At 58.7% G+C, this 25,200-nt stretch carries 25 protein-coding genes; 10 read left to right on the top strand and 15 right to left on the bottom strand.

The genetic code is table 11. The features are described from left to right. Position 1 precedes the first annotated feature (1 nt). From QMZ29_RS06590 to QMZ29_RS06580, 3 genes are read left to right on the top strand one after another with little or no spacing between them, the layout of a single operon-like run. Positions 2-916, top strand: a complete 915-nt coding sequence (locus tag QMZ29_RS06590) for an ABC transporter substrate-binding protein (protein ID WP_049204005.1) — start codon at positions 2-4, stop codon at positions 914-916. Then, positions 913-1,818: an amino acid ABC transporter permease gene (locus QMZ29_RS06585; RefSeq protein ID WP_060433029.1), complete on the top strand. Its 906-nt coding sequence runs from the start codon at positions 913-915 to the stop codon at positions 1,816-1,818. The genes QMZ29_RS06590 and QMZ29_RS06585 overlap by 4 nt, the downstream gene beginning before the upstream one ends. Next, complete coding sequence (locus QMZ29_RS06580; protein ID WP_025302789.1) at positions 1,815-2,576, top strand: amino acid ABC transporter ATP-binding protein; 762 nt, start codon at positions 1,815-1,817, stop codon at positions 2,574-2,576. Before QMZ29_RS06585 ends, QMZ29_RS06580 begins: the two co-directional genes overlap by 4 nt. Positions 2,577-2,615: 39 nt before the next feature. Here QMZ29_RS06580 and QMZ29_RS06575 read toward each other — a convergent pair whose 3' ends face one another. The 3 genes from QMZ29_RS06575 to QMZ29_RS06565 all read right to left on the bottom strand — a co-directional run bounded on the left by QMZ29_RS06575 (position 2,616) and on the right by QMZ29_RS06565 (position 3,943). Next, positions 2,616-2,753 carry an AcrZ family multidrug efflux pump-associated protein gene (locus tag QMZ29_RS06575; protein ID WP_016927779.1) on the bottom strand — a complete coding sequence of 46 codons (138 nt, stop codon included), beginning with the start codon at positions 2,751-2,753 and terminating at the stop codon, positions 2,616-2,618. A 193-nt stretch (positions 2,754-2,946) separates the two neighbouring features. Then, on the bottom strand, positions 2,947-3,417 hold the full coding sequence (locus QMZ29_RS06570) for an Rrf2 family transcriptional regulator (protein ID WP_025302788.1): 471 nt from the start codon (positions 3,415-3,417) through the stop codon (positions 2,947-2,949). A gap of 130 nt (positions 3,418-3,547) precedes the next feature. Continuing rightward, a complete protein-coding gene (locus QMZ29_RS06565) occupies positions 3,548-3,943 on the bottom strand; it encodes a DUF427 domain-containing protein (protein ID WP_025302787.1) in 396 nt (131 codons plus the stop codon). Between the two features lie 231 nt (positions 3,944-4,174). Here QMZ29_RS06565 and osmB point away from each other — a divergent pair, with 231 nt between their 5' ends. Continuing rightward, complete coding sequence (gene osmB, locus QMZ29_RS06560) at positions 4,175-4,387, top strand: osmotically-inducible lipoprotein OsmB (protein ID WP_004940700.1); 213 nt, start codon at positions 4,175-4,177, stop codon at positions 4,385-4,387. A gap of 154 nt (positions 4,388-4,541) precedes the next feature. Here the strand turns inward: osmB and QMZ29_RS06555 are convergent, their stop codons facing one another. Continuing rightward, entirely contained in the window at positions 4,542-6,089 is a 1,548-nt protein-coding gene (locus tag QMZ29_RS06555) for a methyl-accepting chemotaxis protein (protein ID WP_261426031.1), read from the bottom strand. Between the two features lie 415 nt (positions 6,090-6,504). Between QMZ29_RS06555 and QMZ29_RS06550 the strand changes: the two genes are divergently transcribed. After that, positions 6,505-7,743, top strand: coding sequence for a hypothetical protein (locus QMZ29_RS06550; RefSeq protein ID WP_043142747.1), 1,239 nt, complete (start codon positions 6,505-6,507; stop codon positions 7,741-7,743). 49 nt (positions 7,744-7,792) lie between these two features. Continuing rightward, positions 7,793-8,188, top strand: coding sequence for an SRPBCC family protein (locus QMZ29_RS06545; RefSeq protein WP_089180885.1), 396 nt, complete (start codon positions 7,793-7,795; stop codon positions 8,186-8,188). A gap of 6 nt (positions 8,189-8,194) precedes the next feature. Here the strand turns inward: QMZ29_RS06545 and QMZ29_RS06540 are convergent, their stop codons facing one another. Further along, the gene (locus QMZ29_RS06540) at positions 8,195-9,913 is read right to left on the bottom strand and encodes a penicillin-binding transpeptidase domain-containing protein (RefSeq protein ID WP_043142739.1); all 1,719 of its coding nucleotides are present in this window, start codon (positions 9,911-9,913) and stop codon (positions 8,195-8,197) included. A 107-nt stretch (positions 9,914-10,020) separates the two neighbouring features. Then, complete coding sequence (gene mrdA2, locus QMZ29_RS06535) at positions 10,021-11,946, bottom strand: peptidoglycan DD-transpeptidase MrdA2 (protein ID WP_261425984.1); 1,926 nt, start codon at positions 11,944-11,946, stop codon at positions 10,021-10,023. A 295-nt stretch (positions 11,947-12,241) separates the two neighbouring features. Between mrdA2 and QMZ29_RS06530 the strand changes: the two genes are divergently transcribed. Then, the gene (locus QMZ29_RS06530; protein WP_004940713.1) at positions 12,242-12,523 is read left to right on the top strand and encodes a YjcB family protein; all 282 of its coding nucleotides are present in this window, start codon (positions 12,242-12,244) and stop codon (positions 12,521-12,523) included. A 36-nt stretch (positions 12,524-12,559) separates the two neighbouring features. Here the strand turns inward: QMZ29_RS06530 and QMZ29_RS06525 are convergent, their stop codons facing one another. Then, a complete protein-coding gene (locus QMZ29_RS06525; RefSeq protein ID WP_164100175.1) occupies positions 12,560-13,006 on the bottom strand; it encodes a MarR family winged helix-turn-helix transcriptional regulator in 447 nt (148 codons plus the stop codon). Positions 13,007-13,257: 251 nt separating this feature from the next. Between QMZ29_RS06525 and QMZ29_RS06520 the strand changes: the two genes are divergently transcribed. Further along, a complete protein-coding gene (locus tag QMZ29_RS06520) occupies positions 13,258-14,457 on the top strand; it encodes a multidrug efflux MFS transporter (RefSeq protein WP_004940721.1) in 1,200 nt (399 codons plus the stop codon). Between the two features lie 171 nt (positions 14,458-14,628). Here QMZ29_RS06520 and QMZ29_RS06515 read toward each other — a convergent pair whose 3' ends face one another. From QMZ29_RS06515 to QMZ29_RS06500, 4 genes are all read right to left on the bottom strand, one after another. Further along, positions 14,629-15,120: a nuclear transport factor 2 family protein gene (locus tag QMZ29_RS06515; RefSeq protein ID WP_025302780.1), complete on the bottom strand. Its 492-nt coding sequence runs from the start codon at positions 15,118-15,120 to the stop codon at positions 14,629-14,631. 9 nt (positions 15,121-15,129) lie between these two features. Then, complete coding sequence (locus tag QMZ29_RS06510; protein ID WP_142590397.1) at positions 15,130-15,582, bottom strand: MoaF-related domain-containing protein; 453 nt, start codon at positions 15,580-15,582, stop codon at positions 15,130-15,132. 310 nt (positions 15,583-15,892) lie between these two features. Then, positions 15,893-16,327, bottom strand: coding sequence for a VOC family protein (locus tag QMZ29_RS06505; RefSeq protein WP_261425979.1), 435 nt, complete (start codon positions 16,325-16,327; stop codon positions 15,893-15,895). 17 nt (positions 16,328-16,344) lie between these two features. Next, positions 16,345-17,214: a helix-turn-helix domain-containing protein gene (locus tag QMZ29_RS06500; RefSeq protein ID WP_261425972.1), complete on the bottom strand. Its 870-nt coding sequence runs from the start codon at positions 17,212-17,214 to the stop codon at positions 16,345-16,347. A 181-nt stretch (positions 17,215-17,395) separates the two neighbouring features. Between QMZ29_RS06500 and QMZ29_RS06495 the strand changes: the two genes are divergently transcribed. Both QMZ29_RS06495 and QMZ29_RS06490 read left to right on the top strand, forming a co-directional pair. Next, a complete protein-coding gene (locus tag QMZ29_RS06495; RefSeq protein WP_261425965.1) occupies positions 17,396-18,313 on the top strand; it encodes a DMT family transporter in 918 nt (305 codons plus the stop codon). 54 nt (positions 18,314-18,367) lie between these two features. Beyond that, positions 18,368-19,264, top strand: a complete 897-nt coding sequence (locus QMZ29_RS06490; RefSeq protein WP_261425964.1) for a PhzF family phenazine biosynthesis protein — start codon at positions 18,368-18,370, stop codon at positions 19,262-19,264. A gap of 149 nt (positions 19,265-19,413) precedes the next feature. Here QMZ29_RS06490 and QMZ29_RS06485 read toward each other — a convergent pair whose 3' ends face one another. The 4 genes from QMZ29_RS06485 to QMZ29_RS06470 all read right to left on the bottom strand — a co-directional run bounded on the left by QMZ29_RS06485 (position 19,414) and on the right by QMZ29_RS06470 (position 25,190). Then, positions 19,414-19,713: a hypothetical protein gene (locus QMZ29_RS06485; protein WP_197781496.1), complete on the bottom strand. Its 300-nt coding sequence runs from the start codon at positions 19,711-19,713 to the stop codon at positions 19,414-19,416. Positions 19,714-19,823: 110 nt separating this feature from the next. Continuing rightward, entirely contained in the window at positions 19,824-20,222 is a 399-nt protein-coding gene (locus tag QMZ29_RS06480) for an Imm50 family immunity protein (RefSeq protein WP_197781495.1), read from the bottom strand. Between the two features lie 67 nt (positions 20,223-20,289). After that, positions 20,290-20,979, bottom strand: coding sequence for a hypothetical protein (locus tag QMZ29_RS06475; protein ID WP_202669465.1), 690 nt, complete (start codon positions 20,977-20,979; stop codon positions 20,290-20,292). Next, positions 20,979-25,190, bottom strand: a complete 4,212-nt coding sequence (locus QMZ29_RS06470; RefSeq protein ID WP_282994146.1) for an RHS repeat-associated core domain-containing protein — start codon at positions 25,188-25,190, stop codon at positions 20,979-20,981. The genes QMZ29_RS06475 and QMZ29_RS06470 overlap by 1 nt, the downstream gene beginning before the upstream one ends. Positions 25,191-25,200: the final 10 nt, after the last annotated feature.

Genomic DNA, 25,200 nt, shown 5'->3' with positions numbered 1-25,200 from the left:
GATGAAAAACACATTCAAACGCACCGTACTGTCCCTGCTGTTGGCTTCCTCCACGCTGGCGCCGTTGGCCGCCGGTCATGCCGCTGAAGGCGATGTTCCCTTCAAGGCGGCGGTGAAAGCTGCCGCCGATCCGGCGCTGCACGACAGCCTGCCTGACGCTATCAAAAAGGCCGGCTATATCGTTGCCGGCACCAACCCGAACACCCCGCCGACCACCTTTTACCAGGCGGACAACAAAACGCTGGCCGGGCGTGAAATCGACGTGATGAGCGCAATTGCCGATCGCCTGGGCGTGGCGATCCACTGGAAGGACACCGGCGGTTTCGACAACATCATCCCCGGCCTGAAGTCCGGCCGTTATGACGTCGCGCTGGCCAACATTGACGCCAACAAAAAGCGCTTCCAGCAGGTGGACTTCGTCGGCTATTACAACGCTTCCAAGCTGGCTTTGATCGCCCGCAAAGACGCTGCGCTTGGCCCTTACACCGAGCTGGCCCAATTGTGCGGCCAGACCGTCGGCGCCGGTGCAGGCACCTCACAGATAACCCGCCTGCAGCAGGCCAGCGATCAATGCGTCGCCGCCGGCAAGCCAGCCATCACCATGCCGATCTTCCCGGATCGCCCGGCCGGGGTGCAGGCGGTGATCAGCGGCCGCGTGCCGATGTTTTTCGGCCCGTATGAAGGGCTGCGCTACCAGGCCACCCACGTCAAACCGCTGACGCTGGCCGGTGATATCAACATCGACGGTACCACGGTGGCCATCGCCCTGCCGAAAGGCTCCGAACTGGTGAAACCGGTGCAGGCGGCACTAAATTCGCTGATCGCCGACGGTAGCTACCAGAAAATCCTCGACGGCTGGGATATCGGTTTTGGTGCCGTGAAAACCGCCGGCATCAATGAAGAGATCGCAAAATGAGTGGGCAATACCCTGTCGACGACGCGGAACTGAGCATCGTTGGCCACCGGCATTACGGGCGCTGGCTCAGCGCCCTGGTTGTACTGCTGATCGTCGGCGTTATCGTCAATTCCATGCTGCACAACCCGCGCTTTGAATGGTCGGTGGTGGCGGAAAATCTTACCGAGGCGTCCATCCTCAACGGCGTGCTCATGACGCTGAAGCTGACGGTAATTTCGGTGGTGTTCGGCTTCGCCGGCGGCGTGCTGCTGGCGCTGATGCGCCTGTCGGCCAATCCGGTATTGGTGGCGGTAAGCTGGTTCTACACCTGGTTCTTCCGTGCAGTGCCGATGCTGGTACAGCTGTTCCTGTGGTACAACATCGCCGCGCTTTATCCCCGCATCAGCTTGTGGATCCCGTTTCTGGGCGAAGTCGCCAGCGCACAGACCAATACCCTTATCAGCACCTTCAGCGCCGCGGTGATTGCGCTGGTGATGCATCAGTCGGCCTATGCGGCGGAGATCGTGCGCGCAGGCATCCAAAGCGTCGGCAGCGGCCAGTTGGAAGCCGCCAAAGCACTGGGCTACCGTCGTGGGCAAATCCTGTGGCGCGTGGTATTGCCGCAGGCGATGCGCACCATCCTGCCGCCGGCGGGCAATGAGGTGATCGGGCAGTTGAAAACCACCGCGGTGGTGTCGGTGATTGCCCTGCAGGACGTGCTGTATTCGGCGCAGATCATTTACCAACGCACCTACGAGGTCATCCCGCTGCTGCTGGTCGCCACCCTGTGGTATCTGGCCATGACTTCGATTCTGTCGATTGGTCAATACTACGTGGAGCGCTATTTTGGCCGCGGCACGCAGGCAACGCGCAGCGGCCGGTTCTTCCTCAACCGCAAAGCCCCTCAGGGAGGTGAACAATGAGCGCATCTATCCACATCAACCGGGTGCGGAAATCCTTTTCCGGCACCGACGTGTTGAAAAATATCAGCCTGACCATTCCGGCAGGTTCGGTAACGGTGATCCTCGGCCCTTCCGGCTCCGGCAAATCCACCCTGTTGCGCTGCATCAACCACCTGGAAAAGCTGGACGGCGGCACCATTCGTGTTGGCGAACAGCTGATCGGCTATCGCCAAAAAGGCCGGCATCTGTACGAGCTGAAAGAAGCCGAGGTGGCCGAACAGCGTAAAAGCATTGGCATGGTATTTCAGCAGTTCAACTTGTTTGCACACCGCACCGTGTTGCAAAACGTCAGCGACGCGCCGCTGCGGGTGAAAAAGGAAAAAAAAGCCGAGGTGCAGGAACGGGCGAAACAGCTGCTGACCCGCGTCGGGCTGGAACATCGCATCAACGCCTGGCCGCGTGAACTGTCCGGCGGCCAGCAGCAGCGCGTCGCCATCGCCCGCGCGCTGGCAATGAACCCACAGGTGTTGCTGTTTGATGAACCGACCTCCGCCCTCGATCCTGAATTGGTTGGCGAAGTGCTGCAGGTGATGAAAGACTTGGCGCATTCGGGCATGACCATGGTGGTGGTCACGCACGAAATCGGCTTCGCACGCGAAGTGGCCGACCAGATTGTCTTTATGGATCAGGGAAAGGTGGTTGAAACGGGCAGCGTGCAGCAGGTTCTGGATGCGCCGGGACATGAGAGGACGCGCAACTTCCTGGCGACGGTATTGTAACCCTCCGTCAGGGGGCGTTGCGTCCCCTGACGTTCAAATTCAGCCGTTATTTTTTCTGCCGATAGCGGAAAAGACGTTGAACACTTCACCCAGGCCGTAAATCGCGCCGAGCAAGACGGCCACCATTACCGGCACCAGGACCACCACGGTGGCCAAGCTTTCAATCATTTCTAACATCGTTCTCTCCTGGTTTATAAGCACAGCGAACCTACGCCGGAAGAAAAGGTTTCCGGCCAATCGATCGATTATCGTGGGGAGGCAGTCTAAAACGTGAGCTACATCACACTTGATGCGAGCTAATGTAACTTACACAATTACATTAACGCAATGCAAAAAATGCTCTGCGCGTAGCGGGAATTTGCGTGGTTTTTTATTGCGTATCCGCTTGATATTGCGGTGAACAAGGGACAAAAGGATAGCCTGCGCACCGTTCGACCTGCCCGGCCATTTCGGCGATGCTGGTTTGCGCCAGGCTGGCTTCCAGCGCGTGACCGACGCGTGCAAATTCTTGCTCCAGCACCGGGGTAATGGCGTGGCCGATATAGCACGCATCGTTAGGCCGGGTACGGTGCAGCATGAAATACGGTTGATCCTCTACCGCGCGATACACGTCCAGCAGCGAGATCGTTTCCGCCGGCCGCGCCAGCAGCGCCCCACCGCCTTGTCCCATCTGTGAATAGGTCAGCCCGGCCTCTGCCAGCGCGCCGAGGATGCGCCGTACTACCGTCGGATTCGTGTTGACGCTGCGCGCGATGTCTTCGGAACGCACCGTCTGGCCACGACACAGCGTGATATTGGTCAGAATATGGATGGCAACGGCAAATCGCGTAGAGGTAGACACCTTGGCACCTGCTCAGAGTTTCGTTTATGTCGGATTAAAACATAAGGAAAGCGTATCAATTTACGGTAATACACATAATGAGTAGGGATAATGAGAATGTCAACCTGCCCCGCCCGATGGCGGCGGCGGCTCACGCTTCTGTGCGGATCTCCGTCACTTTATCGGGATAAAATGCCAGATGATCCTTGATCGCTACCACGGCGTTGTAGGGCATTTCATAACTCCAGGCCACATTGGCCTCCTGCTCGCCGTTAAGCACAAGGGAGAAATAACTGCAGTCGCCCTTATAAGGGCAGTAGCTGACGTGCTCGTTTTTCTGCAACAGCGCCCGATTCACATCCTCACGCGGAAAGTAAAACACCGGCGGATAGGTGGCTTCCTGCAGGATGAGCACGTTGCGGCTGTCGGCCAGGGTCTGACCGGCTGCACGCACGACAACCCGCGCCGGATGGCGGGTCAAGGTGATTGGGTGGTCCGGGCCGGGGATTTTCACCGGTTTGCCGGATGCGGAAACGAGATCGGACATGGCGGCCTCCAGCGTGTGCGCCCCGCACCCCGCGAGGCGTCTTTCCAGTATAGACCCACGATTTTACCGGCGGCCGCACATTCGGCGAGCAATCGCTTTTCACCGCCGCAAAATTAAGAATTTTTACCTGTTCGATTTTCTTACGGAGGAATACATTCATCCCAACTTCTACCGGCAGGTTAATCGGATTATTTTTAATCCATTAATCAGTCAATTTACCAGGAACTCATTATGAATATTAAACGTGCCGCAGGTGTGTTGGTGGTGGTGATGGCAACGCTTTCCGTTACCGCATGTGGGCATATGTCCAATCGCGATCGCAACACGGCGATCGGCGCGGGCGTCGGCGCAGTCGGCGGTGCGGTGCTGACCGACGGCAGCACGCTGGGTACCCTCGGCGGCGCGGCGCTGGGTGGCATTATCGGCCACCAGACCAGCCGTTAATCATCGCGTTAAAATAATCTCTGCAGGCCGGCACTTTTTTAATCCATAAGCGCCGGTCTGTTTTTTATTTATCGAAATAACGTCCCTCAGCGGTGGAAAATAATAAATAACGTTTAGCGCAGCTTTATTATTCATTAACCTGCGTCAGGGTTATTTATTGCACAGGCAGCCTGAAACGCGCCATCGCTTTTTCCAACCGTTCCGATTCACCCTGCAGCGACTGAGAAGCGTCGGTCACCGCGTTCACCACGGCGCCGGTTTGTTGCACCACCTGATTCAGCGCCGCAATGCGCGCCGTTACGTCCTGAATGCTCTCCCCCTGATTGAAAGACGCCTGCGAGATTTCCCCCATCAGGGCACTGCATTTGTTCACCAGATCGATAATCTGGCGCAGGTTGCCGGTCAGCAGATCCACCGCCTGCGAACCTTGATCGATTTGCTGCAGTGAACGGTTGATCAACTGCTGAATATCGCGCGTCGAATGGCTGCTCTTTTGCGCCAACAGACCCACCTCTTTGGCTACGATGGCAAAGCCGCGGCCGTGAACGCCGGCATGCGCGGCCTCGATCGCCGCATTCAGCGCCAGAATATGGGTCTGGAACGCCACGCTGTCGATCAGCGCGACGATGCCACGCATCTCGGCCGATTGGTTGACGATCCCTTGGATTGAAACATTGACGGTTTCCATCATCTGCTCACCGGCGCCGGCGTACTGCCGGGCTTGTTCGGTTCGTTGGCTGGCCTGCTGGGCGTATTGGCCGTTTTCTTCCACCCGCGCCGCCAGCTGCTGCACGTGCTCGGTCGCCAACTGCAGTTCGCCGTCCTGCTTCGCCGACTGCGCCGTCAACTGGCGATTGCCGTCCGCCAGCCGCCCAACGCCGCTCAGGATCCCGCTCGCCGCATCGCGCACCTCGCTCACCAGCCGCTGCAGGCCGTTTTGCATATGGCCAATGCTGGTCTGCAGCTGACGCATCTCTCGGTTCAACGCCCGCTCAGGCGGCAGCGGCCGCGAAAGATCGCCGGCGGCCAGCACGTTGAGGTGCGCGATTGCCCGCTGCAACGGTGCGATAACCCAGCGAGAGACGCCGACCCAGACCCCCACGGCAATCAGCACCAGCGCCGCCAGCGCGCCAAACGCAAAGATCTTGGCCTGCTCCAGCACCGCCAATTGCCGCACGTTGACGTCATCGCCACGCCGCTCGTTCAGCGTCTGGTAGGCAAGATACTTCTCGTTGAAATCCGCCTGAAACGCCTGGATCGGCACGGCGAAAAACGCATCGACGCTGGCGCTGCTTTGCAACCCTTGCGCCTGTTCCTTCAGGCCGTCATAGAACAGACGATAGCTGTCTTTCAGGGCGCCCGTCGCTTCGGGCGCAGCCGCGCTCAAGCGCTCGAACCGGGCAAAGGCCTGCTTTGAAGCCGCCAACGCCGCCAACGATTCATCCAGCAGGCTATGCCAACTGCCCTCGGAGCCGGTGGCTTTATCCTGCAGATAATAGATGCCCGCACGGTTCAGGGTATCGCTGGCCGTCAGCAGCGACAGTCTGGCGCGATCCATTGTCGCCTGCTGGCGATGCAACGCATCGCCCGTCACCAGATTAACCTTGGCGTCGCGCAAAATATTGGAAATAAATAGGGTGGAAAACAATTGCAGCAGAGAAAATAGCGCGATAACGCAAATCACCCCGCTTAATAAGCCCATGCTCTTGCCGAAGCCAAACGCACGCGGTAGCGCTGCCGCAGGTTTTACCCTGCGGCCCAGTGTCAGTTTTATGTTCATGATTTTTAGTCAGTCATACCAGGATGCCGCGAGTCTAACGGGCATTGATGACACGACTATTTCAGCCTGCTCTGCGTCGCCCCCGCCGGCCAAGATCCCCTAATAATCGGTATTGCCCGTCAACTCTCATTTTTATTTCTTGACTTGTTTAATACCGGATTTATAGTTTTTACATTAAAAAAAGAAACAAAGTTTCATATATTAACCGGCGCGGCATTTAATATATGAAACGCTCAATAAAATCGTCTCAAATATAAAACCGATGAGCGTAAATGCCCTGTTTACAGGTGAAACTCGCTCGCCTTAATAAACAGTCTATTTTCTTCAGGGGCCGGCTATGCGCAAGATCACGCTTTGTTTTTTCCTTGTTTCACCAGTGAGTTATGCAACCGTCGCCGCATTACCCAACGATGCTGCCACCACCGCAGCGCCGGTAAAAAAAAGCCGCCCGGCATTTCCGCATATTCATTGGCAAAGCGAGGATAATAAAAAGAATATTGATATCGGCGGCGCACTGCGCGCCAATTATCGCTATGAAGACTGGCACAGCAGCAATTATCGGAATCCTCCGCATTTACGCTTTGACGCCTTTCGCATCGATGCCGCCGGCCAGGTAAACGATGCATTTTTCGATGGCGGATTCTGGTTTCAGGATCGGCGCAAATACGCCATCGACCGCGCCTATGTCGGCTATCACCTGTCTGAACGTTCCGCCGTGCAACTGGGCGCGCCGTTCAAACCGTTCGGCCTGATGCCCTACCCGCAGTTCGGCTGGTCGTACGGCATTCCGTTTTACCTCGGCTTTGGAGTCAACACCGGGCTGGGCGCCAAATACCAATATCAGCATGACGATTGGGCCTTCGACGCCGCCTATTACCCGCGCATGATGCCGACCGGCGTGCGTTACGCCCCCGACGTCGCCAGCTACGACGATTTGAAAAACACCAACTATGCGTCACAGCACCTGCAGCGCAACGAAAAACGCGATCAGATAAACCTGCGGCTGACGCGCGCTTTCCACCAGGGCGGCTGGGACAATGAGCTCGGCGGTTCGCTGGCGGCCTCGCGGCTCTACAACCAGGCGACCGGCGATAACGGCAGCTTCTGGGCGGCGGGCCTGCATACGCTGGTGAATAACGATCCTTGGCATCTGTCCGGCCAGGTGATCCGCTACGGTTACGATGCCAAAGGCCCGGCCGGGGCCAACAATTCGGTGATCCTGATGGGCGGCAACGGCCTGACGCCGGCCTATCTGATCCCGTCGCAGGCCACCACCGCCGCCATCAACCTGGCGCGCGACGTCGACGTACCCTGGGGGCCGGTGAAAAAGCTGCGGTTCTACAACGACTACAGCGTGCTCTGGAAGGATAAGCACGGCGGTTCCGACTCCAAAATGAATACGCTGGGGGTGCAGGTGTTCGCCATGCCGGTGATGCTGTGGGTGGACCTGACCTGGGCGCAGAATGCCAACCCGTGGGGCGGCGTGGAAAACGCCACCGGTTGGACCGGCACGCAATCCTCTGGCAGCAATAAATGGTATTTTCGCACTAACGTGAACATCGGTTACTACTTCTGAGCACGGCGAGATCTACACTGAAGTATCACCGCCAACCGGAGAAGCCACGATGCTGAGCGCGCAAACGCTGCATATTGCCATCAACCGCCCCTGTGACGAGGTGTACGCCTTTCTCAGCCAGCCGGAAAATTTCCCCTTGTGGGCCAAAGGGTTGGCCAACAGTTTACGGCAGGAAGATGAAGAATGGGTGGCAGACACCCCACAGGGAAACCTTCGTATTCGCTTCAGCGCGCCGAATGCCTTCGGCGTGCTGGATCATTGGGTGACGCTGCCGAACGGCGGCGTGGTCTACGTGCCGCTGCGCGCGCTCGCCAACCGGCACGGCACCGAGGTGATCTTCACCCTGTTCCGCCAACCGGAGATGGACGACGCGCTGTTCGCCCGCGATGCCGGGCTGGTGAACGCCGATCTGCAGGCGCTAAAGCGCCTGCTGGAATCGCGCTAATCCCCATCAGCTCTTGACCGACGACACCACGTTAAGCGGTTGGGCATCCGGCAGGATATTCATGTGCTCCAGCACCTGGGCCATGATCTTGCCGAACACCGGCCCCGCCACCGAACCGCCGAAGTGCTTGCCGGCTTTCGGGTTGTTGACCATCACCACCAGCGCCACCTGCGGATCGCTGGCCGGCGCCACGCCGGCGGTGTAGTTGATGTAGCCGCCGTCGTATTTGCCGCTGGGGCCCATTTTCTCGGCGGTACCGGTTTTGATCGCCAGCCTATAGCCCGGTACCGCGGCGCTCACCCCGCTGCCGCCAGGCAAGGCGTCGCTCTCCATCATATGCACCACGGACCGTACCGTATCCGCCGGCAGAATACGTTGCCCCATCACCGGCGGCGTCACCTTGGTGATCGACAGCGGCCGATAAATGCCGAAGGAACCGATAGCAGCATATTCGCGTGCCATCTGCAGCGGCGTCACGCGCAGCCCATAGCCGAAGGAGAAGGTAGCGCGTTCGATATCGGCCCAGCGTTCACGGTGCTGCGGCAGATAGCCGCTGCTCTCGTTGCCGATGCCAAGCTCGGTCGGCCGCCCCAGGCCAAAGCTACGGTAGACCGCCGGCAGCACGGTGGCCGGCAGCGCCAGCGCAATGTGCGATACCGCGATGTCGCTCGATTTTTGCAGCACGCCGGTGATGGTCAGTTTCGACCAGTGGCCGACGTCTTTGATCAGGTGACCGTTCACCCGATACGGCGTGGTGTCCAACACGGTATCCGGCCGGATCAGCTTATGTTCCAACCCCACCATCACCACCACCGGTTTCACCGTCGAACCCGGTTCGAAGCTGTCGCTGCTGCACACGTTGCGGATATCTTTCGCCGGCGTGCTGCCATAGTTGTTCGGGTTGAACGACGGATAGCTGGCCATGCCGAGGATTTCGCCGGTGTCGATCTTGACCAGTACCGCACAGCCGGAGTCGGCCTGGTTAGCCACCACGCCGTCGCGGATCTGCGCATAGAGCACGTACTGGATAAATTTGTCGATGCTGAGCGTCACGTTCGGCGGTGGCACCGGATCCACGCTTTTGAGCACGCCGATCACCGCGCCGCTGCCATCCTTCTGATAGACCCGCAGGCCGTTTTTGCCTTGCAACAGCGGGTTGAAGCCCAGCTCGATGCCCTCCAGCCCCTGATTGTCCTGGCCGACGATACCGATCAGCCCGGCGGCATCCTGGCCCATCGGATAAAAGCGGCTGAAATCCTGCTCGGCGCTGACGCCGGTCAGGTGCAGTTTGCTGATGTAGGCGGCGTTGTCGTCCTCCACCTTGCGCGCCAGGTAGACAAAACGTTTGTGCGCGTTGCTCTGGATCAGATGCTGGATGTCCGCCAGCGGGATCTTCAGCACGTTGGCCATACTCTGCCAGCGTTCGTTACCGGTATCGGTCTGGGTATCGAGAATATGCTTCGGGTCCAGCACGATGTCTTTGGACGACACGCTGACCGCCAGCGCCTCATCGTTGCGATCGGTGATCATAGCGCGGTTGGTCGGCACCACCTGGGTGCGGATCGAACGCTGGTCGGCCTGATCCGCCAACTGCTGGTGTTCCAGCAGCTGCAGGTAGCCGACCCTGAACGCCAACAGAAAAAAACAGACCAGCATGCCGGCGCAAATCCAGCCGAAACGAACTGTGGAATAGGTTTTACCGCTCTTTTTGGTCGATGGCGCCACTGTTGTGTTAACCCTACGTTTTTATTCGGTTTATGGTGTTATTTCAGTCTACCTTGCCGGAAATGGTCAGGAGATTGCAGTTTGTAAGAAAGTAAAAACAAACCGCATCACCGTTGCACATCTGCACTGTCGTTTAACTGCGGTTTACTTTGCGGCATATCACCGGGCTGTGGCGCGTTGGCCGGGTCAAAAATATGGTCGAGGATCGCGCGTGCGGTCGGCCCCGCCACCACGCCGTCGCCACCGCCGTTTTCCAGGATCAGCGCCATCGCCACCCGGGGGTTTTTGTAAGGCGCGAACAGCGTATAGAAGATGTGATCGCGTAGCCGCACCGGGATCATTTTGGCGTTGTAGGTCTGGTTTTGCTTCAGGCTGAACACCTGCGAGGTGCCGGATTTGGCGGCGACCTGGTACGGCGCGGTATGGAACAGCTTGTAACCGGTGCCGTTCGGCAGGTTGGCCATGCCGTACATGCCGTTGCGCACGATGCCCCAGTAAGGCGAGTGGGGATCACCGATCTGCGCCGCTTGCGCCGGCGGCTGGTAGCGCGTCACCCGGTTGCCCTGCTGCAGCGAATACAGCAGATGCGGCGTTTTCACCTGGCCGTTGTTGATCAGCGTGGTCAGCGCTTTTACCATCTGGATTGGCGTCGCCACCCAATACCCCTGGCCGATGCCCACCGAAACCGTATCCCCCTGATACCAGCCTTTTTTGTGCACCTTCAGCTTCCAGTCGCGGCTCGGCAGCACGCCGCGATACTCTTCGTTCAGATCGATGCCGGTGGACTGGCCGTAGCCGAACTGGCTCAGCCAGTGGTGAATACGATCGATGCCCATCTCATACGCCACCTGATAAAAGAAGGTGTCGGCGGACTCCTCGATCGCTTTGGTGACGTTGAGCATGCCGTGGCCGGTTTTCAGCCAGTCGCGGTAGCGGCGCTCAGTGCCGGGCAGCGTCCAGGTCGGCGCGCCGAAAAAGGTGGTGGTGGGCGTGATCACCCCGGCGAACAGCGCCGAAACGGCCATGTAGGGCTTCACCGTGGACGCCGGCGGGTACAGCCCCTGGGTGACGCGGTTGATTAGGGGCAGATCCGGGTTGCGGAGCAGCGCCTTATAGGCCTGATAGCCGATGCCTTTGACGAAAGGATTGGGATCGTAGCTGGGGCTGGAGACCATCGCCAGGATGCCGCCGTCGCGCGGATCTTCCACCACCACCGCGGCGCGCTGCCCCTTCAGCACCGATTCGATGTACTGCTGCAGCGGCAGATCCAGCGTCAGGTAGATGTTTTTGCCGGCCTTCGGCGGCTGCTCCTTCAGCAGGCGGATCACGCGCCCATGGTTATCCACCTCCACCTCCTGATAGCCGGTGGTGCCGTGCAGCTCGGACTCGTAATAGGCTTCGATGCCCTGTTTGCCGATGTTGCGGTCGGCGGCGTAGTTTTCGCTCAGGCCGGCCTTGTCCAGGCGCTTGAGATCGCTATCGTTGATCTTCGACACATAGCCCAGCACGTGCGCCAGCTGAGCGCCGTAAGGATATTCACGCTGTTGATAGGTATCGATTGTTACCCCGTCGAAACGGTATTGATTGACGGCAAAACGCGCCACCTCGGTGTCGCTCAGCCCGGTTTTTAGCGTCACCGGCTTGTAACGGCTGTTGTGGTGCATGTCATCGCGAAACGCGCTGATGTCCTCCGGCGTCAGGTCGACGATCGGCTTCAGCGCCTGCAGCAGCGCCGCCATGTCGGTGATTTTGCTGGGCGTGATCTCGATACGATACAGTGTCACGTTTCGCACCAGCGGAGTGCCGTTACGATCAAAGATCAGCCCGCGGCTGGGAGCTAGCGGCAGCATCTTGATGTCGTTCTGGTTGGAGCGCGTCTGGTAAAAGCCGTGCTGGCGGATTTGCAGCCGGTAGAGGTTGACGATCAATACGCCGAAGCACACCACTACCAGCGCCAGCGCCACGCCTGCCCGGCGGATAAACAGCCTTTCTTCCGCAGAGTGGTCGCGAATTGTTTCTTTTAACAGGGCCATGCAGTGCCGGTACCTTTTGCGTCACATTTCCCCCGCAAAATCAGGGAGCTGAAAAGCCGGCAAGCATAGCGTTATCGGGCGCGACGCCCCATGAAAAGGTTGCTAATGAAATGGCATAACTGTTTCAGCATATTGGAATGTTACCGGCGGCGATTTTTTCACCGCGATCCCCATTGAGCCCCCGTTCGCCCCAATGCTACAATGTGATCTTAATCACACTATTACCGATATTCCCCCGCATTTCCCTGTCGGCGCCCTGCCGGATGCGGCTTTTTGTTACATAGGATCGAGTTCGATGAGTACCATTGCCACCGGTTTAGTCATGATGCGCTGGGAGTTGCTGAGCGCCGTGATGATGTTCTTCGCCAGCCAGTTAAACGTCGTTTGCCGTAAAACCAGCCGCAATGGCATGGCGTTCATGTTCAGCAGCCTGGGCCTGTTTACCGCCTGCTGGTTCGTGATGGGCCTGATGGGCATCCACCTTACCCTGGAAGCCTTCACCCAGTTCTGGTCATCGGCCTGGGATCGCTACGTGGACGTGGTCAGCACCATGCCGGCCGATTGGCCGATGCCGTAACCTCGCTGCACGGGCGGCGCACCGGCCGCCCAGCGATTATTCCTCGTCCGTTGGCGCCGCCGCCAGCCGCGCCATCAACGCCCCCGCCTCAACCAACAGCGCCTGTTCTTGCTCCGTTAAACAACTTTCCATCGCCGCCAGCAGCCACGCCTCACGCCGGCTGCGGCTTTGCTCCAGCAGGCCCAGTCCGGCGGACGTCAGGCGCACCCGCACCCGGCGTTTGTCTTCGGCATCCGGCGTGCGCACCAGCAGCCCGTCGGCCTCCAGCTCACGCAACGCGGCCGCCAGGTTAGAGGAACGCATGCGCTCCGATTCCGCCAGCAGCGACGGCGTCGCCTCGCCGCCGTGGCGATCGATAGCCCCCAACAGCATTAGCTGGGCCCAGGATTTTTCGTCGCTACGCGACTCGCGCCGTAAACGGCGCACCAGCGACATTAACTGCGTGCGCAGCAGCGTCACGTCTTCAGGGTGATCTTTTTTCATTGGCATCAATCTAGCGTTCAGTTTATCCCTGCTTTCACACCGCCGGATCGCGCAGTGCCCTGCCTGGCTACCGCGCCGCTCTGGCTTAACCTAGTTACCTATGATAATATAGCTATTAATATATAGCAAAAAAGACACTGCATCGGCAGGGTTACGTTTGCTCACGCATTTGCCCCTCGCCGATTAATTTGCAGTGTTATTATTATTTTGCTTAATAAATCCCTCCTTATTCAACGTGGTACGGTAAGCCGATGGAAGCGTGGAAAGTCAATCTGATCTCGGTCTGGCTCGGGTGTTTCTTCACCGGGCTGGCGATGAGCCAAATCCTCCCTTTTCTGCCGCTGTACGTCGAACAGCTCGGCGTCAGCGATCACCAATCCCTCAGCCTGTGGTCCGGGCTGGTGTTCAGCGGCACCTTTTTGGTCTCGGCGGTGGTCTCGCCGCTGTGGGGCAGCCTGGCCGACCGCAAAGGCCGCAAGCTGATGCTGCTGCGCGCCTCGCTGGGCATGGCGATCGTCATCGCGCTGCAGGGGCTGGCCACTAACGTGTGGCAGCTGTTCGCGCTGCGCGCCCTGATGGGGCTGACGTCCGGCTATATTCCCAACGCCATGGCGCTGGTCGCCTCGCAGGCGCCGCGCGATAAAAGCGGCTGGGCGCTGGGCACGCTCTCTACCGGGCAGATCTCCGGCGTGATCGCCGGGCCGCTGTTGGGCGGGCTGATGGCCGACCATCTGGGGCTGCGGGTGGTATTTTTCGTCACCGCCGGGCTGATGTTCGTCAGCTTCCTGGTGACGCTGTTCCTGATTAAAGAGCGGCGCATCACGGTGAAAAAAGCGGATCAGCTGAGCGGCAAGGCGGTATTCCGTTCGCTGCCCTATCCGACGCTGATCGTCACCCTGTTCGTTTGTACCCTGATGATCCAGCTGGCTAACTCGTCCATCAGCCCGATCCTGACGCTGTTCATTCGCGAGCTGTCGGGCGACGTCAGCAATATCGCCTTTGTCAGCGGCATGATCGCCGCCGTGCCCGGCATTGCGGCGCTGATCTCGGCGCCACGCCTCGGGCGGCTCGGCGATCGCATCGGCACCGCGCGCATCCTGATCGCCGCGCTGCTGTTCACCACCGGCCTGTTCGCCGTGATGGCCTGGGTCAATACGCCGCTGCAGCTGGGCATTCTGCGCTTCCTGCTGGGTTTTGCCGACGGCGCGCTGATGCCGGCGGTGCAGGCGCTGCTGCTGAAGTATTCCTCCGATCAGGTGACCGGGCGCATCTTCGGCTATAACCAATCCTTTATGTACCTGGGCAACGTGGTTGGCCCGCTGCTGGGATCGGGCATTTCGGCGATGATGGGGTTCCGTTGGGTGTTCGCCGTCACGGCAGTCTTGGTGCTTTGCAATGCGCTGCAGCTGCGCCATCAGTTCAAAAAAGTGGAAAATCAACGTGCGGGATAACGGGGAATGTGGGGAAACGCCTCAAGCAGTGGCGGGACAATGACGCCCATCAACCGTACCACCACTGCCAAAGGCGGCCGTAGCCTACTCGACGCGGCGGTCATTTAATATTTATGTAAGTAAATAAAGTGTTGCAGGCGCGTAGAGGGCCGCCGCAGCGGCCCTTGTGGCTCAGAACATGGTATTGTCGTTAGCCGATTTTTCCGGCACATCCTGATTGACGTCCCAATGCTCGGTGATTTTCCCCTGATCGTTCACCCGATAAATATCCACGCTGGCGGTGCCGCGATCCTGCGGGTTATTTTGGTATTTGACGTGAACGTAGACCAGATCGCCGTTGACCGCGCTGCGGTATATTTTGGCGCTGTATTGCGGATTGTCTTTAAAGGTCTGGCTGAAGAAATCGAGGAACGGCTTGATGCCGTCGCCGACGAACGGGTTATGCTGCTTGTAGTTTTCCACAATCAGCCTCTGCGCCACGCCGATGTCGTGGCGGTTGAAGAAGCCCGCGTACAGATCTTCCACCACCTTCAGCTTTTGCTGGGCATGATGATAGCCGCCCTTGCCGGCCGACTTTTGCGACGCCGCCTGATCCGTTGACAACGCCGGGTAACTCGCCAGCAAGCCGCCGACGATCGCACAGGCGATCAATGCCTTTTTCATAACTGCTCCTTAGTTTCCTGAGTGACCTACGATTTTCAGCTGCCCTTTCAGATGGGTGAAGCTGCCGTCCTTGGCGGCGATGTTGGTGTACACCTCGCCGCGCTCAAAGTCCTCGATATGCGTCACGTTGTCGCCGGACTGCGGTTCGTGCCAATAAACCATGTAAACCTTCGGCCGAATCTCCACTGCGGTGTACTGCACCGTATCGGTGATGCCCTGCGACGCCTCGCCGATACCGGTGAAGGTCATGGTCTTGTCATCGGTAAAATCCAGCTTGAAGGCGAAATCGCCGAAGGTCACCTGCACCACTTTACCGACCGCAATGAACTGCCCGTGTTTTTCCGTCATCGTCGCCGCCTTACTGTTTGTCAGGGAGGGTTGCGCCGCCGTAGCGGCAGGCAATGCCAGGGGGAAAGTCAGGGCTATCGCCAACGCGATGCCCGTTCGCTTCACTGTTTTCATCGTTCCTTCTCCTTTCCGTGGTTGAAAACGAGAATCATTATTATTTCTTAAGGGTTGGCGGAAATATAAGAATAATCTCTATTCCCATCAGGCACCTGGCGGCAAAAAAAGACGGGGGAAAATCGCCGTAAAATGACATGGCAATAGCGCGTTCTGGCCCTTGGTTTTTACGCAATGAACGGGATTACTGCTTTCAGGGAAGGAAACAACTCGGGGATTCGATAGGTCTATAGCGCAGATCGCTTTAAGCTAATGCGTATTTGTTCTTAGACCGCCCCCCGCTGCAAAACGGCGGCGAACGGCACGGCGTTTAACGCAACCAGGGCGTGTAGGTGACGCCAACCAGCAGTCCTTCCGGGCTGAGCAACCGAGTAACGCTTTGCCCCCACGGCTCTTCGCGGTTGGCGACCAACAGCCGATAACCGCGATCGACCAGCCTCTGGGTGGCTACCGCCATGTCGGCTACGTCAAACTCGATCCACGCCTGCGGCACTGCGAGATCCGCCGGCCAGCGATCGTCGCCAAAGCAGGACTGCGCCGCTTGCGCCAGCGGCCACAGGGCAAAATGCTTCACCCCGTCCAGCGCGCCTTGCTCCGAGAGCAGATAGGTTTCGTTGCCCAGCATCGGCTTGAGCGGCAGCCCCAGCGCCTCGACATAAAACGCCTTGCTCTCGTCGCTCTCACGCGTGATGGGCCCGAATCCGGCGAAAAACAACACGCCCAGCCCGGCAAACGGTTGATCCATGCTGCACTCCCTTTCGGTTAGCGCCCCTGCCGCACCTGCAGCGGAGCAAATCCATAGGCCGCCTTGAAGCGGTTGCTGAAATGGCTGGCGGAACTGAAGCCGCACGCCAGCGCGATCTCGGTGATCGGCTGTTGGCTATGCCGCAACAGCTGTTCCGCCCGCTGCAGCCGGGCGCGCATCACGAACTGGTGCGGCGCCAGGCCGGTGGCGTGCTTGAACATGCGGGCGAAATGGTATTCGCTCAACCCGGCCTGCGCCGCCAGATCCGCCAACAGCAAAGGCCGATCGAGGTGGTTTTCGATATATTCCCGCACCCGCCGGGCTACCGCAGGCGCCAGGCCGCCGCGCACCGGCGGCAGCTTCCACTGCAGCTGGCTGTAACGCTGGATCAGGTGTGACATCAGCAGGTTCGACGCGCTGCTGAGCGCCAGCAGATTGGCGCTGTCTTGCCAATCGCAGTTGAGCAAAAACTGGCGGTACAGCAGCGTGATCTGCGAATCTTCGCCGAAGCTGCGCGGCTCCACGTTGATCGCCGCCGGGCTGCGATCCCAGGTTTGCTCCGCCAGCTGCCGCAGATGCCCATCGGTGCAATACAGGTGCACGAACGACAGATCGCTGCGCACATCCCAGGTGGAGGCGTATTGGCGCGGCATGATGCAGAACCGATCCGGCCCGCCGCCGTTGCGCCAGCCGCCCGGCACCTGCTGGTAGCACTCATAGCCGTCGGCGACGTACAGGCTCAGGGTATGGTGGTCGGCGCTTTCCTGCGTGACGCGATCGTTGCAGTTGGACCAGGCCGCCAGCTCCACGCCGGTGCCCAGCAGCACGCTGCCGTGCAGCCGCGCCTTGTGCTCACGCAGTGTTTCAAACGCCTGATAGTTGGACATCGCCGGCCCCGTTGTTCGACATGCCGACAGTGTAAAGAGTGACGCCGCGGCATGCCAGCCGCCGCGGCGCGCTTTTGGCAAAAAAAGCGCAAGAATATGCAACTGGGCGCAAAGCGCTGCAAGCGCCGCCGCGCGCCAAAGCGGATACTGCGCCATCGGTTTTTTCGGAGTAACAAATAGAATGAATGCGCTGTTGTACCTCGCCGTGGTGCTGATTTGGGGCACCACCTGGATTGCGATCACCCTGCAACAGGAAGGCCCGGTGGCCATTCCCGTCTCAATCGCTTACCGCTTCGCCATTTCCGCCGCGGTGATGTTCGCCGTGCTGTTGTTAACGCGCCGCCTGCGCCGTCTCGCCCCGCGCGATCATCTGTTCTGCGTGCTGCAGGGCTGCTGCGTGTTCGGCTTCAACTTCTTCTGCTTTTACCACGCGGCGGCTTACATCAGCAGCGGGCTGGAATCGGTGATCTTCTCGATGGCGGTGCTGTTCAACGCCCTCAACAGCCTGCTGTTCTTCCGCCAGCGCCCCAGCCCCAACCTGCTGCCGGCGGCGCTGCTGGGGTTGACCGGCATCGTGGCGCTGTTCTGGCAAGATCTGGCCGCCACCCGCATGGCGCCGGAGCTGCTTAAAGGCATCGGCCTGAGCGCGCTCGGCACCTACGGCTTCTCGCTGGGCAATATGATCAGCGCGCGCCATCAGCGCCGCGGGCTGGATATCTTTTCCACTAACACCTACGCCATGACCTACGGCGCGATGCTGATGGCGCTGATCGCCCTGGCACAGGGCGCATCGTTCCAGATCGAATTCAGCAGCCGCTATATCGGCTCCCTGCTGTACCTGGCGATCTTCGGATCGGTGATCGCCTTCGCCGCCTACTTCAGCCTGCTCGGCCGCATCGGCGCCGGCGCGGCGGCCTACAGCACCCTGCTGTTCCCGCTGGTGGCACTGACCATCTCAACGATCTACGAAGGCTATCAGTGGCACTTCAACGCCGTGCTGGGCCTGTGCCTGATCCTGCTGGGCAACCTGGTGATGTTCGCCAAGCCGGGGCTGAAGTGGCGACGGGCAGATATCTCAAAACAAAACTCAACCCTTTGAAGCCATTGGCGAATATCGTTATCATCAGGTTTTGTTGATAACGGATGATGGCCAATGCTCAGAAGCGATGATGTGACACCCCGCGCCTACAAACAGGTGGACGTTTTCACCGCCACGCCGCTGCTCGGCAATCCTGTGGCGGTGGTGCTGGAAGCCGAAGGGCTGAACGACGCGCAGATGCTGGCATTGGCCCGTTGGACCAACCTTTCGGAAACCACCTTCGTGCTTAAACCGACGCACCCGGCGGCGGATTATAAGGTGCGCATCTTCACTACCGAAAAGGAGCTGCCCTTCGCCGGCCACCCGACGCTGGGCACCGCACACGCCCTGCTGGAAGCCGGATTGGCGCCTAAACGCCCCGGAACGGTGATGCAGGAATGCGGCGTCGGCCTGGTGGCGGTCAATATCCAGCCGGAAGGCACCTTGGCGTTCGCCGCGCCCGAAGTTGAGTTCCGCCCAATGGCGGCTGAGGAAACAGAACGGCTGATGGCCGCTTTACGGCCCGCGATGATTGAAGGAGGCCCCCTGCCGGTGATTGCCGAGATGGGCATTCGCTGGCTGATGGTGCGCCTGCCGGACGCACCATCCTGCCTGGCGGTGACGCCGGATCAGGCCACGATTAAACGGCTGCAAACGGCTTGCGATGTGGATGGCGTGGTGATCTATGGCCCCTGCTCCGCAACCGAACCGGCCGATTACGAAATGCGCGCGTTTATGGTGGAATGCGGTGTTTTGATTGAAGATCCGGTGACCGGCAGCGCCAACGCCTGCCTGGCGCGCTTATTGAAGGCCAACCGCTTTCCCGACGGCGGCCAGACCGCACAGGGCTACCAGGTGCGCCAGGGCACTCAACTGAATCGAGATGGCCGCGTGAGCGTGCGCTTTATTGACGGCGAACCCTGGATCGGCGGGCAGTGCTGCACCCTGATTAACGGCACATTGGGTATTTAGTTTGGGGGGTAACAGGTTGGAGGGAGTGGTTTTATCTGCCCCTTCGGCTTGCCCTAATGAGGTTCAGCAATTACCTCTCGCTGAAAGAAGTTCAGCTAGCGCCTGGTTCTGTAGTAGTTAGCACTATCCAGTACCAACACTATCAATAATCAGGTTCGAAGAAGAAAAACATCCGCTACTTTTTTGGGACCTTCGTAAATTTCGAATTTATCATGCTGAACCATACGCTCTTTAGGTGCAGATTCCATAAGAAAATATACAGTTCCCAACGAAAACGTCTTGCCATTTTCAGACTTGGATTCCTCTAGCTCAAAAACAACGCTCCAGGCATTATTTTGCCACTCCTTGTCCTCAGGAAGTCGAGATACTGCATAATACTTTCCTGCTGGAGGGACTGTTTTTCTCCCGCCCATATGTTCAGGAGTCCAATCAACCTTTACGAGATTCATAACACACTCTCCATTAGATACTCAACACCCACGCTTAGCTTTAATTTCGTTGCTCCAAGTAACCTTATTGTGATTATTCAAATAAACAACTTTAGCATATCTCACTGGTCCTATTCCAACCAGTCCCATCTTTCATCGATATATGGAGTAATACTTTCTATAGTTAAAAATCTTGCCTTGCAATAAAAATAAAACCCATGATGTTTTATAGTTATTTCAGAGAATTCCTTTAAAGAATTTATTATCGGCGAACACAAAAAACCGACCCTTGACCCAGTAACATTAAATTGAATGACATCTCCAAAAGCAACTACTAAACTCATTGCATTAAAGCCCTCTTCGTTCCATTTTATAGGATACTTTTTGGGTATATCCTTACAATAAAACCTAATCTTTAAATCTGAAAAGTGCTCCAATGAGAAATTATCAACTTCAATATTTTTAATGTTAAACTCATTATTAAACATGAATTTGATCTTTTCTTTTCCTATAGCATTTTCAAACCACATATCAACACCTCACGAACAGTTATAGTGCCCCCAAGAACCTCCAGATATAAATCCCAGCATAACATCCCTATCTCTGCGAGCGAGTTTCAAACTTTAATATCTGCTTTTCAAATACCATTGGGTAATGATGGGAAGTTTTTTCAATGAGTTTATCAACTTCTTCCCCTGTCAACCTTGAAGCTCCACTCCATAAGTGAGAATTATTATGTTCATTCCCCCCTGTTAGAATGAAATACCTCTCTGATGTCAGAGTTTCTCCAAAGTGTAATTTACAAGAAATATCACACTCATCATTATACGATTTTATCAACCCTAACAGTGAATCACTCTCACAAATTAACCCCTCCTGCAAGAATAAATAAACCCCACCACCACTATATATTGCTTTATAAATTCCCTCCACAGTTAGAAGGCTCACATCATCACTAACCTCAACCATATCAATAAAATAGTTTCTATTATTAACAATAATATCTTCTTTTTCAATTACATTTTTCTTCAGTTCCATTAAACCGTTTTTACCCACAGCTCTTTTTATACTTTTTATTTTGTCACTTACGTTATCCACATAATAGTCATCATCAAGGAATACAATCCTTTTAACCTTAAAGCTATTTATTGTTGCCCATAACTTTTTTATGTATAGCTCATATTCGTCGCTTGAGAACACATTAATTAAAGAAAGATCCGTGTCTTTTACTGAGACACCAATTTTTTTTAAACTAGCTTTTGCATCAGTAATCAGCTTTGTTCTCATTAGAAGCACCTATCACCTTTGTATTTATTTGTATTCCTTGGTCGGCCTTTCTCATAAGAGAAATGCTCGCCTTTAGTACCATGATAATGTGGTTTCTCAAAAGTGTCATTGTCCGTGAAAACATGCCCTTGATGATGCACTTTTACACGACCAACCTCAGAATTATTTCTCATAATCCGTTCCTCATGCAAAATACCTGAGTTAAGTTTTGAGTTTTCAGATTGGGTTATATCCTCGACTACTTGGACTTGGTATGTTTGCGATGTAGGGATACCTTGTGAACGCATAGCCTCCCTTCTTGCTGCTCGAGACGTCTCAAGCGTTTTATCCCCTGGAAGTTGGTCTCTTCTGGTACTCAACCCAAACGGATCCACCCACATCAGCGGGTTCGGCGCATACTGATACAGGTTCAACCCACCTTCCAACCCTATCGGATCCTGCGTGGTGAAACGCCCCACCTCTGGTTCGTAGTAGCGGAACAGGTTGTAGTGCAGGCCGCTTTCGTCGTCCTGGTATTGCCCGGCGTAGCGCAGCGGCTGCTGATACTGCGCGCCTTGCCGCTTCGCCGCGCCGGCCACCGTCTGGCCCTGCAGCTTGCCGAAGGTGTCGTATTGCCCGGACCAGCACAGGTTGCCCGCTGCATCGGTCACTTCCAGCGGCGCGCTGTTCAAATCGGTGTGATACCAGTAAATATCCGCCGAGCGGCTGTCGCCCGCCTGCTCCAGCGCCGCCAGTGGGCTCCACGGGCTGGCCGGATCGTAGCTCCAGCTGCGGCGGCTGCCGTCGTCGCGCTGCTCCTGCAGCAACCGGTAACCCTGCCACAGGAAACGGGTCGTCTGTTCGGTTTTGCCCTTGTAGCGCACCGCCTTGCGGCTGCGGCGGCCCAGCGCGTCGTAATGGTACTGCGCCTCGAACTCGCCCTGCGGGCCGCGGCCGTGCGCCTGCACCAGCCGATTGTCGGCGTCGTAGCGGTAGTGCTGTTCATACAGGCCGTTGCGCCGGCTGATCAGGTTGCCCCAGGCGTCGTAACGGTAAAACAGTTTTTGCCAGTGCGTCAGCCGGTTGTCGGCGATCGGCGCCAGCGGCAGGTGCGCGTCGATGTCGTTCTGCGGGCTGCGCTCGCCCAGCAGGTTATCCGCCAGATCGTACACCAGCCGCGCGCCCGGTTTGCCCTGATTGGGTTCGCGGTGTTGCAGCAGGCGGCCTTCGGCGTCGTAACCGTAGTGCACTTCGCCGCGCAGCGCGTCGCTCACCCCGGCCAGCTCGCCGCGGCCGGTGTAGCGATAAGCGCGCCACAGCACGCCGTCTTCCGGCCGGGTCAGTTTGTCGTGGCCGAAGGCGCTGCTCTGCCAGCTGCGGCGGCCCATGGCGTCGTAACGCCGCTGCTGCTGCAGCGCGCCCTGGCTGCGGCCGGTTTCCCGGTGCAGGCGATCGCGGGTGAATTCGCTCACCACCTGCTGGTTGAATTTAATGGCGCTGGCGTGGCCGGAACCGTAATACAACCACTGCAGGCGATCGCCCTGCGGCAGCGTCAGCGCCTGCAGGTTGGCCAGCGCATCCCACTGGTATTGCAGCTCGCCGTTCACGCCCTGCTCGCCGAGCAGCCGCCCGGCGGCGTCATAGCGCATCTGCACGCTGTCCGGCTCGATGCCCAGCGCCACGCCGCTCGCCGTCGGCAGGCGGTTCAGCTCACGCAGCCGCCCCATAGGGTCGAAACGGTAATGCCATTCCGCACTGGCGTTACTGCGCCAGACCAGCTGCCCGGCCTCGTCGAAGCGGAAGCGCTGTTCGCGCTGCGTCAGCTCGCCTGCGCCGCCCGGCAGGCCGACCTCACGGTGCTCTTCCAGCAGCCCGGCCGCGCCGTAGCGATAATAGTGGCGGGTGTCGTCCGGGCGCTCTTCGGCCAGCACGCGGCCCACCGCATCGTAGCTGAAGCGGTAGTCGCCGCCGTTGCCGTTCTCCAGCCGCGTCAGCCAGCCCTGCGGGCTGTAGTGATAGCGCCGGGTGCGGTTGATGCGGTCGGTGATGCTGACCGGCAACCCCAGGGCGTTGTACTGCCAGCGGGTCAGGCTGCCCAGCGCGTCCTGATGTTCGGCCAGCTGGCCGTGCGCATTCCAGTTAAAACGCTCTTCGCCGCCGTCCGGGTGGATCAGGGTGTGCAGGCGCCCGCCGTTATCCCATAGGTAGCGCGTCTGGTGGCCTTCGGCATCGGTCTGCGCCGTCAGTTGCCCCAGCGCATCGTAGGTATAAGCCGTGACGCTGCCGGAACAGTCGGTGTAGCGCGTCAGCTGGCCGCGGGCGTCCCACTCCAGCTTCACTTCCCCGCCCAGCGCGTCGATCACACTGGCCGGCAGGCTCTCTTCGTCATCCGGATAGCGGTACAGCGTGGTATTGCCCAGCGCATCGACATAACGCGTTGGGCGCCCCAGCGTGTCCCAGTGCTGCGCCTCGCTGCTGCCGTCCGGGTACGCGACGGCGAACAGCCGGCCGCTGTTGCGCGAATATTGATAGCGCGTCACGCGGCCGAGCGGGTCGGTCTCCGACAACAGGCGGCCGTAAGGGTCCCATTCGCTCTGGCGCTGCGCGCCGCCGGGCAGCAGCACGCTGCACAGCTCGCCGCGTTGGTAGATAAAACCGTAGCGGCGCTGGTCGAAATCGGTGTACTGCGCCACGTTGTCGTCGTCATCCAGCCGCCACTCCGCGCGCTTGCCGTCGCCGCGCACCGCGCTGCGGCGCCCGCCGGCGAAGTCATAGCCGAACTCAAGGGATTCTCCGGCGCTGTTGCGATAGGCCGTCACGCGCGGCACGCCGTCGATCTCTTGCCATTGGTATTCGTTCAGCAGCCCGGCGGCGTCCTGGTGGCTGATCATCAGGCCGTCGCGCCAGCCAAAGCGGCGCGTTACCTCACCGGCGCGGTTGCTCACCGTCGTCAGTTGGCCCTGCTCATCGTAACCGTAGCGCGCCAGCGTCCGTTCGCCTTCGGCGGTTTGCAGCGCCACTTCGCGCAGGCGGCCCTGCGCATAGCGGCACATCAGGCGCTGCCCGGCGCTGTCCACCAGTTCGCTCAGCAGCCCCTCGTCGTCGTAAAACAGCGAGGTGGCGTTGCCGATGGCGTCGGTGATCATGCTGAGCCGGCTCGGCTGCTCGCCCGCCAGCGGCGGGTAGTGGAAAATCTGTTCGCCGACGTCAAACAGCTGCCAGCTGCCGTCATCGTTGTGCATCAGCCAGCATTTTTCGGCTTCGCAGTAAGTTTTGTGGCCGCGCGGCACCATAGGGAAAGCGACGAAGTCGCCGGAAGGCGCGCGCCACACCAGGCCGTCCTGATACGGCTGCAGGCTGCTCTCCCAGAACAGATTCCAGCCGCGGCCCAGTACGCTGTCGCCGGGGTTGCCGCTGCGCCAATAGCGCTGCCAGGCGACCGGCAGGCGCGATGGCAGCACGAAATCGAGATCGTCTTCGCCGTCGAGGAATTTCTGGCCGCTGACGATATCCACCGGCCGGGCGATAATGCCAACCGCGGCGGTCGCGGTCATCAGGGTGCCGGCACGGCAGGCGATGCGCGCCAGTTTGTTGATGCCGGGCAGCTTGCCCAGCAGTTTGCCGAGCGCCCCCAACTTGCCGGCGGCGCCGCCCAGGCCGGCGAACAGCAGCGTCAGGTCAGAGACCTTGTACAGCCAATCCGGCACTTCGGGCTTGATCGGCAAGGTGGTGACGGTGCCGCCGCCGATAAACACGTTGGGCGAACCTTCCATCACCTGCGCGTCGCAGTTGGTTTTGTCCCCCACGCGCGAGGCGGGCTGGCCGTTGATGCTGACCTTGTCGGAGCCCTGCGCCATCTGCATGCTCGGGCCGTCGTCGCTGCAGGCCACCTGGCTATTGGTGGCGAGCGCGGCGGGTTTGCCGTTGATGAAAACGTTGGGGGAACCGGTGACGATATTGCCTTTGGGGGTCAGGCTACCGGCACCGGCGTCGGCAATGCCGTCGCGCGCCGCGGTGGCCGCCTCCCCGGTGAGATACCCCACCGCCAGGCTGGCGCCGATAAGCAGCACGCCGACGCCGATACAGGAGGCCGCCAGGCCGGCGACGAACAGCGCCCCCGCCGCCACCGCGCCTGCGGCGGCGATCAGGCCGCCGACAAGGGTGCCGGCAATCATGCCGGCCAGGGCATGGGAATGCCCGATAATATCGCCGACGCGAGCCGCTTCGGTCATCGTAAGGTCC

Source organism: Serratia sp. PF-27 (genome assembly GCF_030053255.1).
GTDB classification, from domain to species: domain Bacteria; phylum Pseudomonadota; class Gammaproteobacteria; order Enterobacterales; family Enterobacteriaceae; genus Serratia; species Serratia bockelmannii.
This window is presented reverse-complemented; position numbering and strand designations above follow the sequence as displayed.